Origin of the sequence: Polynucleobacter sp. JS-Fieb-80-E5 (assembly GCF_018882015.1) — a bacterium.
GTDB lineage: Bacteria > Pseudomonadota > Gammaproteobacteria > Burkholderiales > Burkholderiaceae > Polynucleobacter.
Genome location: NZ_JACVPH010000007.1, coordinates 14673 through 31439 on the forward strand (window position 1 = coordinate 14673; position 16767 = coordinate 31439).

The following is a 16767-nucleotide window of genomic DNA, read 5'->3' on the forward strand; positions in this document are numbered from 1 at the left end:
ATAAATTCTAAAAGTAATGATAATATTTGGAATTAGATATTCAATAGTAGGAAGTCAATGCTAATCTCAAAATTTAAATTGCTGGCTGCACTTGCTGTTTTTAGTGCTTTGCTGGCCTGTGGCGGTGGAGGTGGAGGTAGTTCGACTGCCTCAACAACCACTACAACTACTCCATCCTCTGCGGGTACTCCTGCTCCTGCAGTAGTTACCGACGTCACCTGTAATGGTGGATGTATGACTGTCAGCGGTGATCCTGGCACTTCGACTGAGTAAAGAGTGATCATGAACTTTAAATTAATTCCCCTTATTATTTTTGGTCTTTTGAGTGTTAATGCTGGCGCTCAAACCGTTGTGACTGATGGGTCATTACCGCTCTGTACCTCCGGAAAAGTGGCTCAGATGACAACGGGCGCGGTTAACTCAAACCCCGCATCCCCTTGGACCTTCTATTCTTGTTTTGGCGGTCCCAAATCTCTTAATGCTGGTATCAAGTCCATCACTTTTATTGATGCGACGGGCGCGAGGCTCAACGTATATAGCAAAACAATATCTACCGAATCAGATTATGTTGATATTGTCGCGCAGCCCCTAGATATTTTTAAAGACAAAGCACTGACATCTTTAATACCCTCAGGTGGCTTTACTATTGCCGCAATTGAGATGGTGACAGATAATAAATTTAAGATTAATGGCAAAGCTTCATTAACCGATAACTATGGCCATAGTTATACCGGCGCAAGAGTTTGCGGAACGGCAGCATCAGCTAGTGGAAATACTTTTACTTATTCCAACCCGCTCTACAACGGCCAGGGAACGATGAATGGCCATCCAATGCATTTTTATCAAAAAAATTCTTTAAATCCCAATGCCTTGGACAATGGATCAAATCCAGTAACTCAAAATGCAGTTTGGTTTAGAGTGGACGCGTTACCTTTTGTTCCCGTTGGATACACTGTAAATGCAAAGATGTGGTACGTTGATAGCGGCTCCCGACGTGATGGTATGTATTCAAGTGACGTTACTGGAACATTGCTCGAGAGTGACTCGCCTTATGTCTCAACTGTTCGCATGCAGCTGATGGATGGCAGCGACAATCTTGCTGGATACGATTGGTCCCTGGGTGGTGCGACAACTACCCAAATTAAGATCACTAATACCTTAAGAACACCATTGGTCCTTAAGCAGACTAGTAAATTTAATATTGATATGAAACTGGATCTTTCTAAAATGCTTGCTTGGGCTTTTTATTGGACAAATAACGTTGCCAACGGCCCTGGAGTTGATTCAGGTTTAAGTTGCCAGGCTTTATATGTAGGGCCAATGATTTTAGATATCAAAAAAGCTGCTAAAAAAGATGATTAATAATTAGGCATCACCGTTGCCGCTCTTTTGTTGGTTAGAGTAAGCCCAAAAAATCCTCATCTCATTGATTTATATGGGGATTTTTTTTGCACCTTTTAAGTGTATTCCCTCAGTAAATTGACACTAAATTCGGTTAGTATTACTGCTAATTATTGTAATTAAGTAACTTTCTAGAAGCGAATGAGCCCATGAAAATCAAATATCTCAAGTTAATCAGTATTTCTGTAACCCTTTCAGCCCTTCTGGTTGCATGTGGTGGTGGCGGGGGCGGTGGAACCGCCTCTTCAACTCCAGCATCCACTGGCACCTGTGCAACTGCTTCTAATTGCGCATTACCAAGCTCAGTTTCTGGTATTCCTCCTCAGAATTAATTCTGCGACAGCATCTATTAACGCTTTAATAATCATTCTTTGATAAAACTATTATGAAAAATTTCTCACGCACTACAAAACGTTCTTTAAGTGTTTTGTTGTTAGCTCTAGCAGGCATTGCTGGCTCTGCAAACGCGTTGCCACCATCTACGTCGCCTTACTATAGTGACCCCCAATCTCAGAATCCTAAGGATCAAACGCAAGATACATTTCAGATGGCCAGTTTCTTTGCCTGCTTTATCAAGGGAATGGCTCCTGAGCAAAACGTAGGCATTGGGCAATACTTAGCCTACATTGACGAAAATAAATGTAACGACAATGGAAGCTCGGCCAGCACAAGTTCTGGCTCTGGCGGGAGCTCTCAGGTTCCGGCAAAAATTAATAAAGCATTGGTAACTGTTACTCAAGGCAGTGCTGGTGAGCTATTGGTAGATGTATTAGTTAAGTTTACCGATGAGAATAATGGTGTGCTTACTCCTAAGGAAGCGCAAGCGAAAGCTACGATTTATAGTGGCGTCAACGTATCGCCTCCTTATGGCAAGTGGGATATGGATTTCTGCTCTTCTACAGTCGGTGCTTCTGGTTCTTGTAATGACGGGGTCGGCTACGTGCGCGTAAGCTCTGATGGTATATCCGTGTATAACAAATATGACACTGGTTACAAGTCTGGTAAATCTATATTTACTGGCAGCCAGGGAACGGCGGGTTATGGTGCGGCATTTAGTCGTGATACTCAATGGACTGATGGAAATTCAAGTGCATCCTTCGCATTTGCCCCTGGTATCTATGATTTAAAAGATCGCAAGAATAACCAAGAATATTGTTTAAATCCCTCAACCAAGGCTCCAGGAGTCAGATTCTCTACTTGGGAAAACTATCTCTATAGCCAATCCACCGGCGAAAGGGTGAGATATGACAACCCCGGCTTTTATTTGAAATCCAATTTATCAAGCCAAACAGTTGGGGATGTAACTAGCTGGGGTGTTAATTTCTGGAATGAGGCAAGTTCAGCTGACCAGGTAGCTGGTGCTGTATTGCTGAGAGCTGACGACCCAACTCAGGCGTTCACCCTTAAAAAATCGCCAGGTCGCTTACAAAGAGTGACCACATCTACATCCAATGGTTTAGCAGCAATTGATGGCATCCCCCTCAATTTAGGTCTGTGGGGAAATAATTACCAGTCTTATAACTTGATCAACACATTGGGCAATAAAAATCTCACCAATGGAAATGGTACCGCCCTCAAGGCTTATTGGGATAACACGAACCAAAACTTTGTTTTTACAGGGTATGAGGACTGCTCTACCGGCACTTGCTCTGTGACAAATTTCTCCAGCAATCCTACTCGTTCATTGGCGCAACTCTTTTCGTTGGGTGTAACTGGTATGGGTGGCTGGGTGAATGGAGTCAACGTCAATTACAACTTTAATATTGCTAATTGGAGTTCTTCATTAAATAGACAGGTGGCGATTGCCTTGGCTGATATCAATCTGGTTAAACAGTCTTCTGTAACCCTGGCTCCTAATGACAGCACTATTCCAGCTAGTTTGGTTTGTGTGGGTACGTGCCCATCTGTTAGTGGTGGCAATTTAGTGGAAACTAGACAGAACACTTGGCCGCCAGTTTCAAAGACTGATGTTGCTTGGGATGCCACTTTGGGTGCGCCGACCGTTACAGGTGGCGGCGTTACAAAAGTAGTGAGTTGGGTTGATGCAAACAACATCAATAATGGACACTATTACCAATTATTTGATGCAAACGATGTTACAACTATGCGATGTGACGCTTGGAATGGCTCTATTAATGTTACGAATGGTGGCTACTGTACCGAGCGCGTGACCTCACAGGCTAATTCAACTTTCTATACATGGCAGTCCGGCAATCAGTATGATGCCTACAATTATTTAGTCTATCGCTCCGGATCAAGTGCTGGAAAAGCTGTTCAGCCAAACCCACCAATCAATCTATCCTTCACAGTTCCTAATGCACAAGGTAACTTGCCTGGCTACATTGGTAAAACAATTACTGTGCAATCACCACAACCAGGAAATATCTGGTTGCCTGGTAACTGTATCGATGCCGCTCAAAAAGAAGCGCCATGCTCAAAGGACACAAACTGGGTAAATTCAGTATCCATTCCCTTCGCAACCGATGGCACTGGCAGCGTTACTGTACTTGATGCTGCAGGCGCTGCAACCTCTACCCAGTATTTCGCTAAATGGTTAAAGCGAGGCGTATATTTTGCTTCTTTGCCAAGCTTGGCTAGTTGCTCTTCAGTTACTGCAGACCTTGCTAAGGCGGAGAGCGTTGATCTTCCAGGCATTGCTGATTGGAACACTAATGTTAAGACACTTGGATTGCCTTGGCCAACGACACCTTTTGATGGCAAGCCAAGAGTAGTTGACGGTACTCTGCAGTAAGTATTAGCACGCTGCGTGTGCATCCCTGATTTGAATCGGGATGCACATAGCAGGTGATTGCAAATCAGATTGGTTGACCCATTCAATATTTGCCGGTGATAAATAAAACTTAATTTGCTCCGTGAAATTTTCTGGGGAGCATTTTAGATATCCTTTATTGGCACTCTGATTTATCCAGAGTGTGCAACCTACGGTTATTGCTTCTTGGTTCAGTCGCCCCATCAGTTGGGAAACATTACCGTATATGGCGTTTAATCTTTGCTGTCTTTCTGTATTCAATCTACTTTGAATGGCTGAGCGCTCTGATATAGAGTTGGCATAGTTCTGTATCGGGCCCTTAGTTGCACCCCAGCCATTTGATTGTTGAGGCGGCGGCTCTACATTCTGAGTGACTCCAGGATTTGTGCGGGTTAATTCTTTGACATTATTTAAATCGCTGGTTTTCTCAGAGCTGAATTTATCACCCGTTATTTGAGTACTACCCTTTTGATTAGGGGCACCATTGAGTGCAACTTTGATTCGAAAGGGGTTGGTATTAGGAAATCCAAAAAATCCCTCCGTCCACAATATCCCAAGCAAGCATAGGTGAATAAATATGCTAATAGCAATAAATAAGATTATTGTTTTATTGAGTCTTGTGAATCTCATTAATGCGTTTTGTATGGATAATTATTTATAGAATTTAAATCAGTTTAATTCAAGTTTTCTATTTAAACTAAGCCTTTATATCTTGACTAAGTGGTTGATCCTTATGCGTAAGTCCAAAGTCCTAGCACTGCTTCTATGCTTAATCTCGGGCATTTCTTGTGCCCAAGACTCATCTGTCACAATTGCCACCCAAACTGGCAATGCTCTTGGCCTAACCATCTCTGGCTACCAATACAAAGAGCCCAGCTTGGATGTAAAAATTGATGCTCCATTGCTTGGAGTTGATTACGCAGGTACCTATGCGTTCGGTAATGACTGGTTTGTAAAAGCCGATGCACGCTATGCCTATGGATCTGCTAAGTACACAGGTAGCGGTACCCAAAGCAATATCCCGTATTCCTACTACGACTTACGTGGTTTAGTTGGCTACGACTTTAGCTTTTCAGAGCTAGGTGGCTTCGTTCTAGCCCCCTTTACTGGTATTGGCTATCGCTACCTCTTTGACAACCAAGGTGGCCCAACATCATCAGGCGCCAATTCTTACAACCGCTCTAGTAATTATGTGTATTTACCGATTGGTGTGACACATCGCATGAAGGTGAATGACACTCATAAATTAGAAACAGCATTTGAGTATGACTACCTCATTCAAGGTACCCAAGTCTCGCATTTATCTCAAGCAGCCCCTTATCTTCCGGATGTCACTAATCAGCAATTCCGCGGCTATGGCTTGCGTTTGTCATCCATGTATCAATTCTCAGAATGGTCAGTGGGACCTTATGTGACTTACTGGAATATTCAAAATTCGAATGCTGTGACTAATGTCATTACCGTGAATGGGAATAACTATCGATTAACCGCATATGAGCCCGCCAATAATACCATTGAGGCGGGTATCAAAGTCGCTTATTCATTCTAGCAACTTTGATTTTTCACGATCCGTTACTTCTCTACGGAACTAAGCTTAAAAAGAGATACTCTAAGAAGATGATGATATGAACAACGCCTTGCAAGAGGGTAGTTCTACCAATCGCCAGGGTCAATGCGCCAATAAAGAATGACAGATACATCAATGTCATATTGAGATCACTAATACCTAGGCTGAGCGGAAGATTGAAGAAAATCGCAATCGCCGCTACTGTTGGAATGGTCAAGCCAATGCTGGCTAAAGCAGAACCCAGAGCCAAGTTCAAGCTGCTTTGCAAACGATTGGCCTTAGCCGCTCTCACAGCCGCAAAGCCCTCTGGCATTAATACCAACAGTGCAATCGCAATACCTACAATAGTTTTGGGTGCGCCTGCAGCTGCAACACCGCGCTCAATGGCCGGACTAAGAAGCTCTGCAAGACCCACTACAGTAATCAGGGATAGCAATAATAGAGCGCCACTAACTGCCGTCTTCAGCCCGCTAGGCTTTTGAGCATGAACATTACTATCTGTTTTCTTATCCTCCCTCTTCGGCAAGTAGTAGTCGCGATGACTAACTGTTTGGAAGAATAAAAATGCAATGTAGAGCGCAAATGAAGCGATTCCTGCAAAGGCTAACTGGCTCTTTGTGAAGTCAGGACCAGGTGTGCTGATAGTCACAATTGGCATGACCAAAATAAAAGTAGCCAATGCAGTTAATACTGCTAATGCTGAATTAGTTCCCTCATTACGAAAGCTCATTTCATGATGGGTTAAGCCACCCATAAAGATACAGAGACCAATCACACCATTAATCACAATCATCACCGTCGCAAATACTGCATCTCTGGCAATGAACTCAGATCCTTCATGACCAGTGAGCATCATCGAAATGATGAGTGACACTTCAATAATGGTGACGCTAATAGACAGTATCAAGGTGCCAAATGGTTCACCGGTTTTATGGGCAATCACTTCAGCATGGTGAACGGCTGAAAGAACTGCGCCAATCAGCGTGACGCTCATGAGCGCGATGAACCAAGTTTGGCTGAGTAAGTTAGTCATAGGCTATCTGATCTTCAAAATAAGGTTAAGCTATCGGTTAAAGCATATTAATGAGAGTGTATAGCCATCCATGAAAGCCATTATCTTATTTGGGCACGGTGCCCGTGATAGCCGCTGGCGTGAGCCTTTTGATCGCCTGGCTACCCTATGGCAAGAGCAGCATCCCAGCACACCTGTAGAGTTGGCTTTCTTGGAAATGATGCAGCCCTCACTAGAAGAGGCGGTTGCTAGCCTGAGCGCTAAAGGCGCTACTGAATTGACTATCGTGCCAGTTTTCTTTGGACAGGGCGGACACTTACGAAATGACTTCCCAGTTCTGTTGGAAGAGTGCCGGGGTAAATTCCCCGACGTTCAACTAAGCGCGACGCCTGCTGTTGGTGAGGATTTGGCGGTCTTGCAGGCTATTATTGATTTTGCAGCGAGGGCCCACTGAGTATTAAAAATGAATTCGAAGATAGCAAAAATAATCATCCATACGGATACGGTAAGTAGTTTTTTTGATCGCGCTAAAAGAGCTGCTCAAAAAAGTGATCTAGGAGAGTCATTTGAGGGATTGGACACCATTTCATTTGAGGATTCACGGGAGATGTTCAACACTCTCTCTGAATTAGATAAGTCTATTGAGCAAGTGGAATAATGAATTTAAGATAATAAATAGCTAGGCTAAATTACGCAGGGGCTTCCCTATTTGCCCTTGAAAAATATCTACCGTTGTTACTCTGCCAGAATTTCTTAAGGCCTCACCAATCATAATAAGTGCAGGTGAGGCGCTATCAAACCATTGATCTGCTTTGCCAGCAGCCAACTCTTTTAAGGTGCTCGTCCATAAACGCTCACGTGGCGTGCTAACGGCTTCTAAGATTTGTACCGGCGTATCACCATGTTGATTGGGACTTTGTTCAATCAGTTGTTTTGCAATACGGACCGCATCTTTGCGGCCCATGTAATACACCAGAGTGTCAGCTGAAGGATTTGAAATCGGCTGCCCTGGAGCGACATTCTCAGTGCCCTGAGCTAAGGTAATAAACGCCACACTACGGGATACTCCGCGCAATGTCAGTGACTGCTGAATGCTTGCTGCGCCAGCCAGGGCGGCAGTAATTCCCGGCACAACCTGAACTTCAATCCCAGCAGCTTTGAGAGCCTGGATTTCTTCATCGGCACGACCAAAGAGCATCGGGTCGCCACCTTTGAGGCGCACAATCACTTGATGCTTTTGTGCGGCGTCTACTAAGCGCTTATTAATAAATTGCTGTGCTGAAGACAGCTTGCCACAACGCTTACCAACCTCGATCTTCTCGGCTTGTGGACATAGCGCCAGCATCTCAGGATCAACCAAGGCGTCATAGAAAACAATGTCCGCTTGTTCCAATAGTTTGGCACCACGAACTGTAATCAGATCCACGGCACCCGGTCCGGCACCCACTAAATACACTTTTCCAAGCGGATTGTTGTTATTGGTAGGTGTTGTTCTCATAGTCACGGAATCTATTTCCTAGGCGCTTAATGTTGAACGCTGATCACGCCAGCTATTTTGGGTGGTGACTGTATACAAATCAAACTGTTTTAAGGCGACATCCAGTTTTTGATCAGGACGTAAGCCAAAGCTATCAAAGCCAACACGAGCGCCCTGTAGGAGCTGATCAATTAACACATCACCAATGGCGCGGATCTCACCTTGCCAAGCAAAACGGTTACGCAATAAGGCGGCAGTACTAAAGCTGCGACCATCTCTAAAGATAGGAAAGTGTGCTGCCACTAAAGGCCAGACCTGTTTGCCTGCATCAATCACATCGGCATGTTTCAGAATGTCATCATCAGTAGCAAACCAAACACCAATCTGACCATTTTTGGTTTTAGCAATGATGTCTGCTTCATGTTGATGCGAATTGATCTGACTGCGCCACCAAGTAAACGGCACCAATACTTTGTGGGTACCATACTCCAAGTCAGGTAAACCACCTTCATCTTGGCTGCCGCTCCATGCTTGCCATTCATTTGGGGCGAGGGTCGGTTTACCGCCTTTAGGGAAATGCAAAATCTCTTGATGGGAGGTGATATTGAGTTGACTCATGCAACACCCCCTTCAATCGCTCTCTCTTTTTTCTTAGCGTTCTCACCTTTATCTCTATAGGCCGCTTCTTTAAAGGGTGCTACCCCAACGCGACGATAAGTCTCAATGAATGGCTCATCGCCACTGCGCTCACCTACATAAGTGTTGATTACATTGGTGATGACATCTGGAATTTCATCGGCGTAGAAAGAAGGGCCAATCACTTTGCCGATAGAGGTGTCATTGCCTTGCTCGCCACCTAATGTGATCTGATACCACTCTTCTCCGTCTTTATCCACACCCAGCACACCAATATTGCCAACGTGGTGATGACCGCAGGAGTTAATGCAGCCGGAGATGTTTAGGCTGATATCGCCTAAATCAAATAGGTAATCTAAATCATCAAAGCGCTCTTGAATCGCTTTAGCAATCGGAAGAGATTTAGCGTTGGCGAGGGAGCAGAAGTCGCCGCCAGGACAAGCAATGATGTCAGTCAACAGGCCAATGTTTGGCAAGGCAACTTTCTGCTTCTTGGCTTCTTGCCAGAGTTCAAATAACTTGGCGTGCTCAACATCGGCTAATACTAAGTTTTGCTCATGAGTCACACGTAACTCTCCAAAACTATATTGATCGGCAAGATCGGCAATGGCATTCATCTGCGCAGTAGTAGCATCACCAGGTGCTACTGTGCCATGTGGTTTGAGTGACAGAATAACGCTGGCATAACCTGGCACTTGGTGTGGTTTGACATTACGCTCTAGCCAACGAGCAAATGCTGCTTGCTCAGATTGGGTAGCAGTATGAATAATTTCTTCGTTACTCAACGCAGACAATGTTTTGTATGCCGGCTTTGTGAAATGCCGAGCAACGCGCTCCCATTCCGCTTGAGTGAAGTTGTCATCGCTATTTCTGATGTGAGCCCATTCACCCTCAACTTGACGAGCAAATTCTTCTGGGCCTAAGGCTTTGACTAAGATCTTGATACGGGCTTTGTAGAGGTTGTCTCTTCTGCCGAAGCGGTTATAAACACGCAGTAGGGCGGTGAGATAGCTTGGCAGTACATTCCAAGGGAGCCCTTGTTTAATCAGCGAGCCAAGAATTGGGGTGCGACCCATGCCGCCGCCAGCGTAGATGTCAGCAGTTAATTCTCCAGCGGCATTTTTATTGAGCTCGATACCAACATCGTGGCAAAGCAATACAGTGCGATCTTCTTTGGCACCATTGACTGCAAACTTAAATTTGCGCGGTAAGTGTGCAAACTCAGGATGCAGAGTCGACCATTGGCGCAAGAGTTCACAAATGGGACGAGTATCGACATACTCATCCGCAGCAACCCCAGCAAAGGCATCACTTGTAATGTTGCGAATGCAGTTTCCAGAAGTTTGGATTGCATGCATTTCTACTTTAGCAAGCTCAGCCAAAATATCTGGAGTGTCTTCTAACGTTACCCAGTTGTATTGAATATTTTGACGTGTAGTGAAATGACCATATCCACGGTCATACTTTTCAGAGATGAGTGCCAGCGTGCGTAATTGCTTTGCGCTAAATAAACCGTAAGGAATGGCAACGCGCAGCATGTAAGCGTGCCGTTGGTGATACAAACCATTTTGGAGTCGTAGCGGACGGAATTCTTCTTCGGCAAGAGTGCCGTCTAGGCGCCTCGCAACCTGGTCGCGGAATTGGGCAACCCGTTGATCTACAAGGGTTTGGTCAATGGCATCGTATTTATACATAAGGAGGCTATTGTCATATTTGACAGATATTTCTACAAATAATTAAAAGTTGATCCTATATATCTATATTCATATAAAGATGCTGAATTTGATCGTTATTTAAAAAGTCTGCTTCAATAGGCTCAGAGGGATAAAAAGCCCCAAGAATTGCATTAAATAAACAATAGCGGAGACAAAAGATGAAGAAATTAAGGGCGATCAGCCTTATTGCTGGTTTATTAGCCAGTACAACCCTGTTTGCAGTGGATACCTCAAAAGCACCATTGCCTTTAAGCGCCACCCCAGGGCAAGGATTTAGCCAAGAAGGTCTCAAGAGAATCGATGCGTTCTTTGCCGATCAAATTGCCGCCAATAATATGGCTGGTGCTGTTCTAGCGGTCTCTAAAAATGGCAAGCTGACTATTTTTAAACCTTATGGGTATTTAGATAAAGCAAACAATAAGCCGATGACTACGGATGCTATTTTCAATTTGGCATCGATGACCAAAGTGATGTCCTCAGTGAGTGCCTTAACTTTTTACGAGGAAGGCAAACTTCCCTTAAATGCGCCGATCTCTAATTGGCTACCGCAATTTAAGGATATGAAAGTTGGCCAAGTTGATAGTGATGGAAAACTGAATTTAATTCCAGCTAAAAATCCGATTACTGTGCAAGATCTCATGCGCCATACCAATGGCTTAACCTATGGCGGCCGTGGCGCTACGCCAGTGCATAAGACATATCCAGCTGGTTCTGCGCCAGCAGCAGTGCAATACACAGCAGCAGAATTTATTGATAAGTTAGCGAGTAATCCATTGTTGTATGAGCCTGGCACTGCTTGGGATTATGGTTTTGGTTTAGATGTGCTTGGCATTATTGAAGAAAAAATTGCCAGCAAATCATTGGGCGCGATCATGCAAGAGCGAATTTGGAATAAGGTTGGTATGCCGAACACCACCTTTGATCTTGCCGAGAAAGACCGTCCGCGTTTAGCGCAGCCGCTCCCACTGGATCCATTGACTGGCAAGCCACAGAAGGTGGATATTCATACGCAGAAAGTGAAGTTTGATTGCGGTGGTTCCTGCGCTTATTCCACTGCGGGTGATTACATTCGTTTTGGACAAATGTTGCTGAATGGCGGCAGCTTAGAGGGTAAGCGCGTACTCGGCCCGCAGACTGTTGCGTTCATGACATCAAACCATCTCAATAAAGATATTAAGAATAATGTGAGCGGTACCGAGCCAGGACGTATGGGTTATGGATTTGGTCTGGGCGTAGCAGTGCGTACTGATAGAGGTCTATCAGCTATCAACGGTAACGTTGGAGATTTCACCTGGAATGGCGCTTACGGAACTATCTTCTGGGCTGATCCAAAAGAGCAGATGGTTGTTGTGATGATGGGTGTTGCGCCAGGAGAAATTCGTAAGGTGCATCGTGAGCAACTTAACGCAGTAATTTATGGGGCACTAGAGAAGTGATTCATCTAGGTACCATTATTTGAGTATGGTTTTTCCGCTCTTTAAAATAAACGCAGTCACTAAATATGACTGCGTTTTTTATTGTTTAATTTTTTCGAAGGAGATCGACATGATGTAACTAGTAAATAAAAGTAAGAGGAGTTTGTTATGTCGAGAACATTTAGACGTAAAAATCAAGAGCATGAATATATTTGGGTGTTAAAAGATTGGGATACCTTTTTTAAGGGGGTGCGTACCGTTCACCATAGCCCGAAATCACCTGCTGGACGTAAAGCAATCGCAGTTTTTCACTCAGATGCACAGGTCACCATGGCAAGTGCGGCACCTCGTTGGTATCGGAGGGCATTTGAGCATCGGCGCCGCACAAGAAACAACAGGGTAATGAGGCTATGGCTTAAGGGTTTGGCAGATCCGATTTTTGAGGTTCGCCATAGACATGATGCCAATTGGTCATGGTGGTGATTGCTGGCCCCAACCCCACTTTAGGGCGTTAAAAGCGCTAGACGTAACCTTTTATGGGTATATATTGGCATATACCCATAATTAACATATAATTAAACATGTATTTAAATATGTATTAAATGGAGTTATTATGGAAAACCTCTTAACATCTCTCACCGCATCCCTTACCGAGTTAAGGGAGCCTAATAAGGTGATCGCTCGTGCGGGCAATCAACCTGTCGCTATTCTGAATCGGAATGAAGCTATCGGTTATTTTGTGCCTAAAAGTGCAGTTGTTGATGTTCAATTAGAACTTGCCTCCAAGGATCAAGTGACTACATTCATTAAGACTAAGCTAGCAAAGATAGATCATGTTATTGATTATCTGAAGGATAAATAATAAGTGGCTCAATTTGTTGTAATTGATGTTGACAATGTCATATTGATCCACGATGCAGTGATCGGCGATAAAGAATTGCAAGGCTTGGCAAAAGATAAATCTTTGGAGGCGACTCTAGGGAGGATCCATAATCGTTTGCAGTATGGGTTTATTTCGGATGTTTTTGATTTGGCAGCATGCTATGCGGCATTTCTTGCTAAAGCCCATTGTTTTAATGATGCCAATAAGAGAACGGCAGCTGCGACTTTATTTTTTATCCTCGATGCTAATAAAGTTGAAATTAATTTCCCAGGCTTTGCTTTGGGTGATTGGATCATTGATATTGCATCGGATAAAAAATCAGAAATTGAATTGGCGCAGTGGTTAAGAAGCCAGGCGGCTTAATCAAGATAATGGCTAAGTGCTTTGGCTTTAAAGCCCGTATTCCCGATAGTGCCTATAAAGATTAGCAATCGATGCAAAGCCAAGAACCACAATCAGTACGGCAAATAAATATTCAGTTGTGAGGTAGGTAAAGATTCCCAGGTGAATCAAGATGGCTGCGCCAATAAAGGCGGCGATTGATCCAAAAGCCACAAGTCTGAAATAGGGAATAAAGGCGCCCAAGGTGATGGCAACAAACACTAGATAGAGTTCGGATACCAATTGATCAGCCGTCACAAAAATACTATTGGTGAGTTCTGGGTTGGTAAATTTCCCCAAGACAGCAATGATCAGGATAGAAGCTAGGATCGCAAAGTTCAGTTGCGCTTTAACTAGAACTTCTTTCAATTGGACGCCCATTTTTATGAGGCGCTGCCGTTAAATACCAGGCTCATCCCAATCCAAAGGATGACAAAAGCAACTAAGACAGTGGAGCCGATTTTTTTTAAGAAGTACTCTAGGGTATCCACGTAGGCCTCATCGTTGCGGCCAAAGTAATGGTCAAAGCGCTTCCAGAAAAGACGCCCTACAACCAAAGGTAGAAGTATGGCAACAATGCCTAAGATAACGGTGAGGGTGTTGTCCATATTCGTTTGTAATCTTTCTGACTAATTTCAAAAGTGGCGACCTGTATTTCTAAGGGTTGAGGCCATTTGGCTTATTGAAAGCCGGGAAGTCATATAGGATACAGGGGTTATTGACCAGGATCGAATTTCTGAGGTTTTCATCATGCACCCACTCCCCAAGGAGGTCGCATAAGTCAGCATCGTGCGGCATTTGCTTTTTCACCATGACGTGGGGCCAGTCACTTCCCCATATGAGTCGACTGGGATTTGCATTAATTACAGCATCGGAGAACGGGCGCATATCAACATAAGGAGGATTGCCATCACAGATGCGATATGGCCCAGTCATCTTGACCCATGCGCGTTCGTTTTTCATTAAATCGAGAAGCCCCTGAAATCCCTTATCGTTAACGCCATGCTTTGCATGGGCATAACCAAAGTGACCAAAAACTAAATCCACTGGAAAATCTTCGAAAGTTTTAGCAAGATTGGGATACTCATTAACATGCATCAACAACTCTAAGTGCCATCCAAATGGTTGAATGCGGATTGCTAGGTTTCGCAATTGCGCAATGGGTAGGCCAGCAGATTTATCGGCGATATCGACAATATTGCAACGTAGTCCTCTTACTCCGTCTGCATGCAAGTCAGCAAGTGCTTGATCACTTACTTCATTGGGGTCGTTAGAGATAACCGCAACACCTCTAAATTGTTGAGGGTTGGATTTCAGTGCCGCAAGCATTGCTCTATTGTCTGTGCCGTAAACGCTAGGCTGCACTAAAACCGCACGATCCACCCCAAGCATCTTTAATAGCGTTTGATAGTTTTCTAGCGTTGCATCCGGCGGTGTATAGATACGTTCTTGCGCATAGGGAAATTGGGTTGGGGGACCACACACATGGGCATGACAATCCACTGCCCCTACTGGAAATTGAGTCAGGGGTGAGCGTACGTCAATGCATGGAGCCTGGCAAAGAGGCGCTGAATTACTGGGGTTCAATTGCTGCTTCTTTGGCGATCTTCTGATACTTGCCCATTTCTTCGCGGACGAACTTGGTAAATTCTGCAGGACTCATCGGAGTCGCCTTAATGCCTTTGGTCTCATAAGCAGTTTTGACTTCTGGATCTTGCATTGCTTGATTAATATCTTGATTGATCTTTTTTACAATCGCTGGCGGGGTGGCTGCAGGCGCCCAAACTCCAAACCACAAGCCAATTTCAAAATTAGCATAGCCTTGCTCAGCAACGCTGGGAATTTCTGGAACGGCAGGATTGCGAGTTTTACTAGTAACTCCCAGGGCGCGGAGTTTGCCACCTTTGAGTTGACCAATGGCGGTGTCTAAAGGAGCCATATAAAAAGCGGTGCGTCCGGACATAGTGTCCTGTATCGCTTCGGGTGATCCTTTGTAGGGAACGTGAATGAGTTTGATGCCCATCATTTGATTGAAATATTCTGCTGCTAGATGTGTCGAGCTCCCAACGCCAGCAGAGGCGAATGTAATTTCATTCGGCTTAGATTTAGCAGCAATGACAAGGTCGCGAATGGTTTGATAGGGGCTATCTGCCGCAGTAATCATGACATAGGGTGTTTGTCCCAAAATGGCTACATCAACTAAGCTTTTAAGAGGGTCATAAGGCAGCTTCTTGTAAATCGCAGGATTAGCAGCGTATGAAGCAGATTGCACTAATAAGGTATAGCCATCAGGATCTGAGTTCACAACTACTCCGGTGCCAATCAGGCCACCAGCACCGGGCCGATTTTCAATAATGACCGGTTGTTTCCATGTTTCGGTAAGGCTTTTTGCTACAACACGACCCGCAATGTCTGCTCCAGACCCGGTAGTCAAGGGAACAATCATTTTGACTGTACGGTTTGGGTAGCTTTGTGCGCAAGCAAGACTCACGCCAAAGGCAATAGCTAACGCGATGACAAGCTTATTGAGCCTTTGGGCGTAGGAATTCCGCATGGGTGATGTAAACATCTTGTCTCCTTAGTATTTTTATAGTTTCGTTGGATAATCTAACATGCTCTCAGAAATAGATAAATAGAACTTGAGATGGGGTGGAGATAAATGACTCAAATGCAGGATCAGAAAATTGTTAAGGTAAACGGCGTCGATATCGCCTATCGTTTTGATGGCCCAAAAGATGGGCCTGTTTTATTGGTGGCTAATAGTTTGATGGCCAATGGCAGTATGTGGGATGGTAATGTGCCTGCATTAGCTGACCGCTATCGCATATTGCGCTATGACAAAAGAGGACATGGTGGCTCTGGTCTTAGTGTTGGCCCATACACCATCGCCCAATTAGCGGATGATGCAATTGGACTATTGGATGCTCTGGGAATTCAGAAGGCTCACTTTATGGGTCTGTCTATTGGCGGCATGATTGGTCAGCAATTAGGGGCCCGCTTCCCTGAACGAATTCTTTCATTATCACTTTGTAATACTGCTTCAGAAATGCCGCCACGCAGTTTGTGGGAGGAGCGTTTTGAAATTGCCCGATCACAAGGAATTGCTGGATTAGTCGATGGCACGATTAAGCGCTGGTTTACTGCGCCCTTTATCGAGCGAGCTCCTCAAGAAATCGAAAAAGTACGTCAAATGATCCTAAGTACCAATGTCGATGGCTATATTGGTTGTGGGAGTGCAGTGCGTGATATGGCACAAAGTACAATGTTATTGAAGATTAAAGTCCCCACCCTAGTATTGTCGGGACGTGATGATCCTGCTTGTACCGTAGAACAAGGCATTGTTTTGCATCGCTTGATAGATCGCTCTAAGATGGTGATACTTGAGGAAGCAGCTCACTTATCCAATATTGAGCAGCCGGAAGCCTTTAATAAGACAGTGCGTCAATTTATTGATTCCATTGATAATGACTTGTGACTTATATTCATTATTTAGATTTGCTAACAGCATTT

Annotated in this window: 21 protein-coding genes; 12 read left to right on the plus strand and 9 right to left on the minus strand. The window is 44.4% G+C overall.

The window, feature by feature from the left end; translation table 11 throughout:
- Positions 1 to 57 precede the first annotated feature (57 nt).
- The 4 genes from ICN44_RS10495 to ICN44_RS10510 all read left to right on the plus strand — a co-directional run bounded on the left by ICN44_RS10495 (position 58) and on the right by ICN44_RS10510 (position 4153).
- Complete coding sequence (locus tag ICN44_RS10495) at positions 58 to 273, plus strand: hypothetical protein (protein WP_216263909.1); 216 nt, start codon at positions 58 to 60, stop codon at positions 271 to 273.
- 9 nt (positions 274 to 282) lie between these two features.
- Positions 283 to 1362 (plus strand): hypothetical protein, encoded by a 1080-nt coding sequence (locus ICN44_RS10500; protein ID WP_216263910.1) that lies wholly within the window; start codon positions 283 to 285, stop codon positions 1360 to 1362.
- A gap of 188 nt (positions 1363 to 1550) precedes the next feature.
- Positions 1551 to 1733 carry a hypothetical protein gene (locus ICN44_RS10505; protein WP_216263911.1) on the plus strand — a complete coding sequence of 61 codons (183 nt, stop codon included), beginning with the start codon at positions 1551 to 1553 and terminating at the stop codon, positions 1731 to 1733.
- 53 nt (positions 1734 to 1786) lie between these two features.
- Complete coding sequence (locus ICN44_RS10510; RefSeq protein ID WP_216263912.1) at positions 1787 to 4153, plus strand: hypothetical protein; 2367 nt, start codon at positions 1787 to 1789, stop codon at positions 4151 to 4153.
- A gap of 3 nt (positions 4154 to 4156) precedes the next feature.
- Here ICN44_RS10510 and ICN44_RS10515 read toward each other — a convergent pair whose 3' ends face one another.
- Entirely contained in the window at positions 4157 to 4801 is a 645-nt protein-coding gene (locus tag ICN44_RS10515; protein ID WP_216263913.1) for a hypothetical protein, read from the minus strand.
- Positions 4802 to 4904: 103 nt separating this feature from the next.
- On the opposite strand from ICN44_RS10515, the gene ICN44_RS10520 reads away from it, so the two are divergent.
- Complete coding sequence (locus ICN44_RS10520) at positions 4905 to 5720, plus strand: hypothetical protein (RefSeq protein WP_216263914.1); 816 nt, start codon at positions 4905 to 4907, stop codon at positions 5718 to 5720.
- 31 nt (positions 5721 to 5751) lie between these two features.
- On the opposite strand, the gene ICN44_RS10525 is transcribed toward ICN44_RS10520, so the two are convergent.
- On the minus strand, positions 5752 to 6771 hold the full coding sequence (locus ICN44_RS10525) for a calcium:proton antiporter (RefSeq protein ID WP_216263915.1): 1020 nt from the start codon (positions 6769 to 6771) through the stop codon (positions 5752 to 5754).
- A 70-nt stretch (positions 6772 to 6841) separates the two neighbouring features.
- Here ICN44_RS10525 and ICN44_RS10530 point away from each other — a divergent pair, with 70 nt between their 5' ends.
- Positions 6842 to 7204, plus strand: coding sequence for a sirohydrochlorin chelatase (locus ICN44_RS10530; RefSeq protein ID WP_216263916.1), 363 nt, complete (start codon positions 6842 to 6844; stop codon positions 7202 to 7204).
- Positions 7205 to 7213: 9 nt separating this feature from the next.
- Entirely contained in the window at positions 7214 to 7408 is a 195-nt protein-coding gene (locus ICN44_RS10535; RefSeq protein WP_216263917.1) for a hypothetical protein, read from the plus strand.
- Between the two features lie 21 nt (positions 7409 to 7429).
- On the opposite strand, the gene cobA is transcribed toward ICN44_RS10535, so the two are convergent.
- The 3 genes from cobA to ICN44_RS10550 are packed head-to-tail and all read right to left on the minus strand — an operon-like array spanning position 7430 to position 10557.
- Positions 7430 to 8248 carry a uroporphyrinogen-III C-methyltransferase gene (gene cobA / locus ICN44_RS10540; protein WP_216263918.1) on the minus strand — a complete coding sequence of 273 codons (819 nt, stop codon included), beginning with the start codon at positions 8246 to 8248 and terminating at the stop codon, positions 7430 to 7432.
- Between the two features lie 18 nt (positions 8249 to 8266).
- Positions 8267 to 8845 (minus strand): DUF934 domain-containing protein, encoded by a 579-nt coding sequence (locus tag ICN44_RS10545; RefSeq protein WP_216263919.1) that lies wholly within the window; start codon positions 8843 to 8845, stop codon positions 8267 to 8269.
- Entirely contained in the window at positions 8842 to 10557 is a 1716-nt protein-coding gene (locus ICN44_RS10550) for a nitrite/sulfite reductase (protein ID WP_216263920.1), read from the minus strand. Before ICN44_RS10550 ends, ICN44_RS10545 begins: the two co-directional genes overlap by 4 nt.
- Before the next feature lie 179 nt (positions 10558 to 10736).
- On the opposite strand from ICN44_RS10550, the gene ICN44_RS10555 reads away from it, so the two are divergent.
- The 4 genes from ICN44_RS10555 (at position 10737) to ICN44_RS10570 (ending at position 13239) form a co-directional block, all read left to right on the plus strand.
- The gene (locus ICN44_RS10555) at positions 10737 to 12014 is read left to right on the plus strand and encodes a serine hydrolase (RefSeq protein ID WP_216263921.1); all 1278 of its coding nucleotides are present in this window, start codon (positions 10737 to 10739) and stop codon (positions 12012 to 12014) included.
- Between the two features lie 147 nt (positions 12015 to 12161).
- Complete coding sequence (locus ICN44_RS10560) at positions 12162 to 12476, plus strand: hypothetical protein (protein ID WP_216263922.1); 315 nt, start codon at positions 12162 to 12164, stop codon at positions 12474 to 12476.
- Positions 12477 to 12606: 130 nt separating this feature from the next.
- Positions 12607 to 12855: a hypothetical protein gene (locus ICN44_RS10565; protein WP_216263923.1), complete on the plus strand. Its 249-nt coding sequence runs from the start codon at positions 12607 to 12609 to the stop codon at positions 12853 to 12855.
- 3 nt (positions 12856 to 12858) lie between these two features.
- Complete coding sequence (locus tag ICN44_RS10570; RefSeq protein ID WP_216263924.1) at positions 12859 to 13239, plus strand: type II toxin-antitoxin system death-on-curing family toxin; 381 nt, start codon at positions 12859 to 12861, stop codon at positions 13237 to 13239.
- A 27-nt stretch (positions 13240 to 13266) separates the two neighbouring features.
- Here the strand turns inward: ICN44_RS10570 and ICN44_RS10575 are convergent, their stop codons facing one another.
- From ICN44_RS10575 to ICN44_RS10590, 4 genes are read right to left on the minus strand one after another with little or no spacing between them, the layout of a single operon-like run.
- Entirely contained in the window at positions 13267 to 13626 is a 360-nt protein-coding gene (locus ICN44_RS10575) for a hypothetical protein (protein ID WP_255537599.1), read from the minus strand.
- A 14-nt stretch (positions 13627 to 13640) separates the two neighbouring features.
- Positions 13641 to 13865 carry a hypothetical protein gene (locus ICN44_RS10580; protein WP_216263926.1) on the minus strand — a complete coding sequence of 75 codons (225 nt, stop codon included), beginning with the start codon at positions 13863 to 13865 and terminating at the stop codon, positions 13641 to 13643.
- 49 nt (positions 13866 to 13914) lie between these two features.
- The gene (locus tag ICN44_RS10585; protein WP_216263927.1) at positions 13915 to 14844 is read right to left on the minus strand and encodes an amidohydrolase; all 930 of its coding nucleotides are present in this window, start codon (positions 14842 to 14844) and stop codon (positions 13915 to 13917) included.
- A complete protein-coding gene (locus tag ICN44_RS10590; protein WP_216263928.1) occupies positions 14831 to 15826 on the minus strand; it encodes a tripartite tricarboxylate transporter substrate binding protein in 996 nt (331 codons plus the stop codon). The genes ICN44_RS10585 and ICN44_RS10590 overlap by 14 nt, the downstream gene beginning before the upstream one ends.
- Positions 15827 to 15916: 90 nt before the next feature.
- Between ICN44_RS10590 and pcaD the strand changes: the two genes are divergently transcribed.
- Positions 15917 to 16732, plus strand: coding sequence for a 3-oxoadipate enol-lactonase (gene pcaD / locus ICN44_RS10595; RefSeq protein ID WP_216263929.1), 816 nt, complete (start codon positions 15917 to 15919; stop codon positions 16730 to 16732).
- Positions 16733 to 16767: the final 35 nt, after the last annotated feature.

Bases quoted from the DNA above. Each gene is read 5' to 3' on its own strand.
- cobA (WP_216263918.1), bottom strand. From the start codon at position 8,248: ATGAGAACAACACCTACCAATAACAACAATCCGCTTGGAAAAGTGTAT.
- ICN44_RS10525 (WP_216263915.1), bottom strand. From the start codon at position 6,771: ATGACTAACTTACTCAGCCAAACTTGGTTCATCGCGCTCATGAGCGTC.
- ICN44_RS10560 (WP_216263922.1), top strand. From the start codon at position 12,162: ATGTCGAGAACATTTAGACGTAAAAATCAAGAGCATGAATATATTTGG.
- ICN44_RS10565 (WP_216263923.1), top strand. From the start codon at position 12,607: ATGGAAAACCTCTTAACATCTCTCACCGCATCCCTTACCGAGTTAAGG.
- ICN44_RS10520 (WP_216263914.1), top strand. From the start codon at position 4,905: ATGCGTAAGTCCAAAGTCCTAGCACTGCTTCTATGCTTAATCTCGGGC.
- ICN44_RS10590 (WP_216263928.1), bottom strand. From the start codon at position 15,826: ATGTTTACATCACCCATGCGGAATTCCTACGCCCAAAGGCTCAATAAG.
- ICN44_RS10505 (WP_216263911.1), top strand. From the start codon at position 1,551: ATGAAAATCAAATATCTCAAGTTAATCAGTATTTCTGTAACCCTTTCA.
- ICN44_RS10545 (WP_216263919.1), bottom strand. From the start codon at position 8,845: ATGAGTCAACTCAATATCACCTCCCATCAAGAGATTTTGCATTTCCCT.
- ICN44_RS10535 (WP_216263917.1), top strand. From the start codon at position 7,214: ATGAATTCGAAGATAGCAAAAATAATCATCCATACGGATACGGTAAGT.
- pcaD (WP_216263929.1), top strand. From the start codon at position 15,917: ATGACTCAAATGCAGGATCAGAAAATTGTTAAGGTAAACGGCGTCGAT.
- ICN44_RS10550 (WP_216263920.1), bottom strand. From the start codon at position 10,557: ATGTATAAATACGATGCCATTGACCAAACCCTTGTAGATCAACGGGTT.
- ICN44_RS10530 (WP_216263916.1), top strand. From the start codon at position 6,842: ATGAAAGCCATTATCTTATTTGGGCACGGTGCCCGTGATAGCCGCTGG.
- ICN44_RS10500 (WP_216263910.1), top strand. From the start codon at position 283: ATGAACTTTAAATTAATTCCCCTTATTATTTTTGGTCTTTTGAGTGTT.
- ICN44_RS10510 (WP_216263912.1), top strand. From the start codon at position 1,787: ATGAAAAATTTCTCACGCACTACAAAACGTTCTTTAAGTGTTTTGTTG.
- ICN44_RS10555 (WP_216263921.1), top strand. From the start codon at position 10,737: ATGAAGAAATTAAGGGCGATCAGCCTTATTGCTGGTTTATTAGCCAGT.
- ICN44_RS10515 (WP_216263913.1), bottom strand. From the start codon at position 4,801: ATGAGATTCACAAGACTCAATAAAACAATAATCTTATTTATTGCTATT.
- ICN44_RS10495 (WP_216263909.1), top strand. From the start codon at position 58: ATGCTAATCTCAAAATTTAAATTGCTGGCTGCACTTGCTGTTTTTAGT.
- ICN44_RS10580 (WP_216263926.1), bottom strand. From the start codon at position 13,865: ATGGACAACACCCTCACCGTTATCTTAGGCATTGTTGCCATACTTCTA.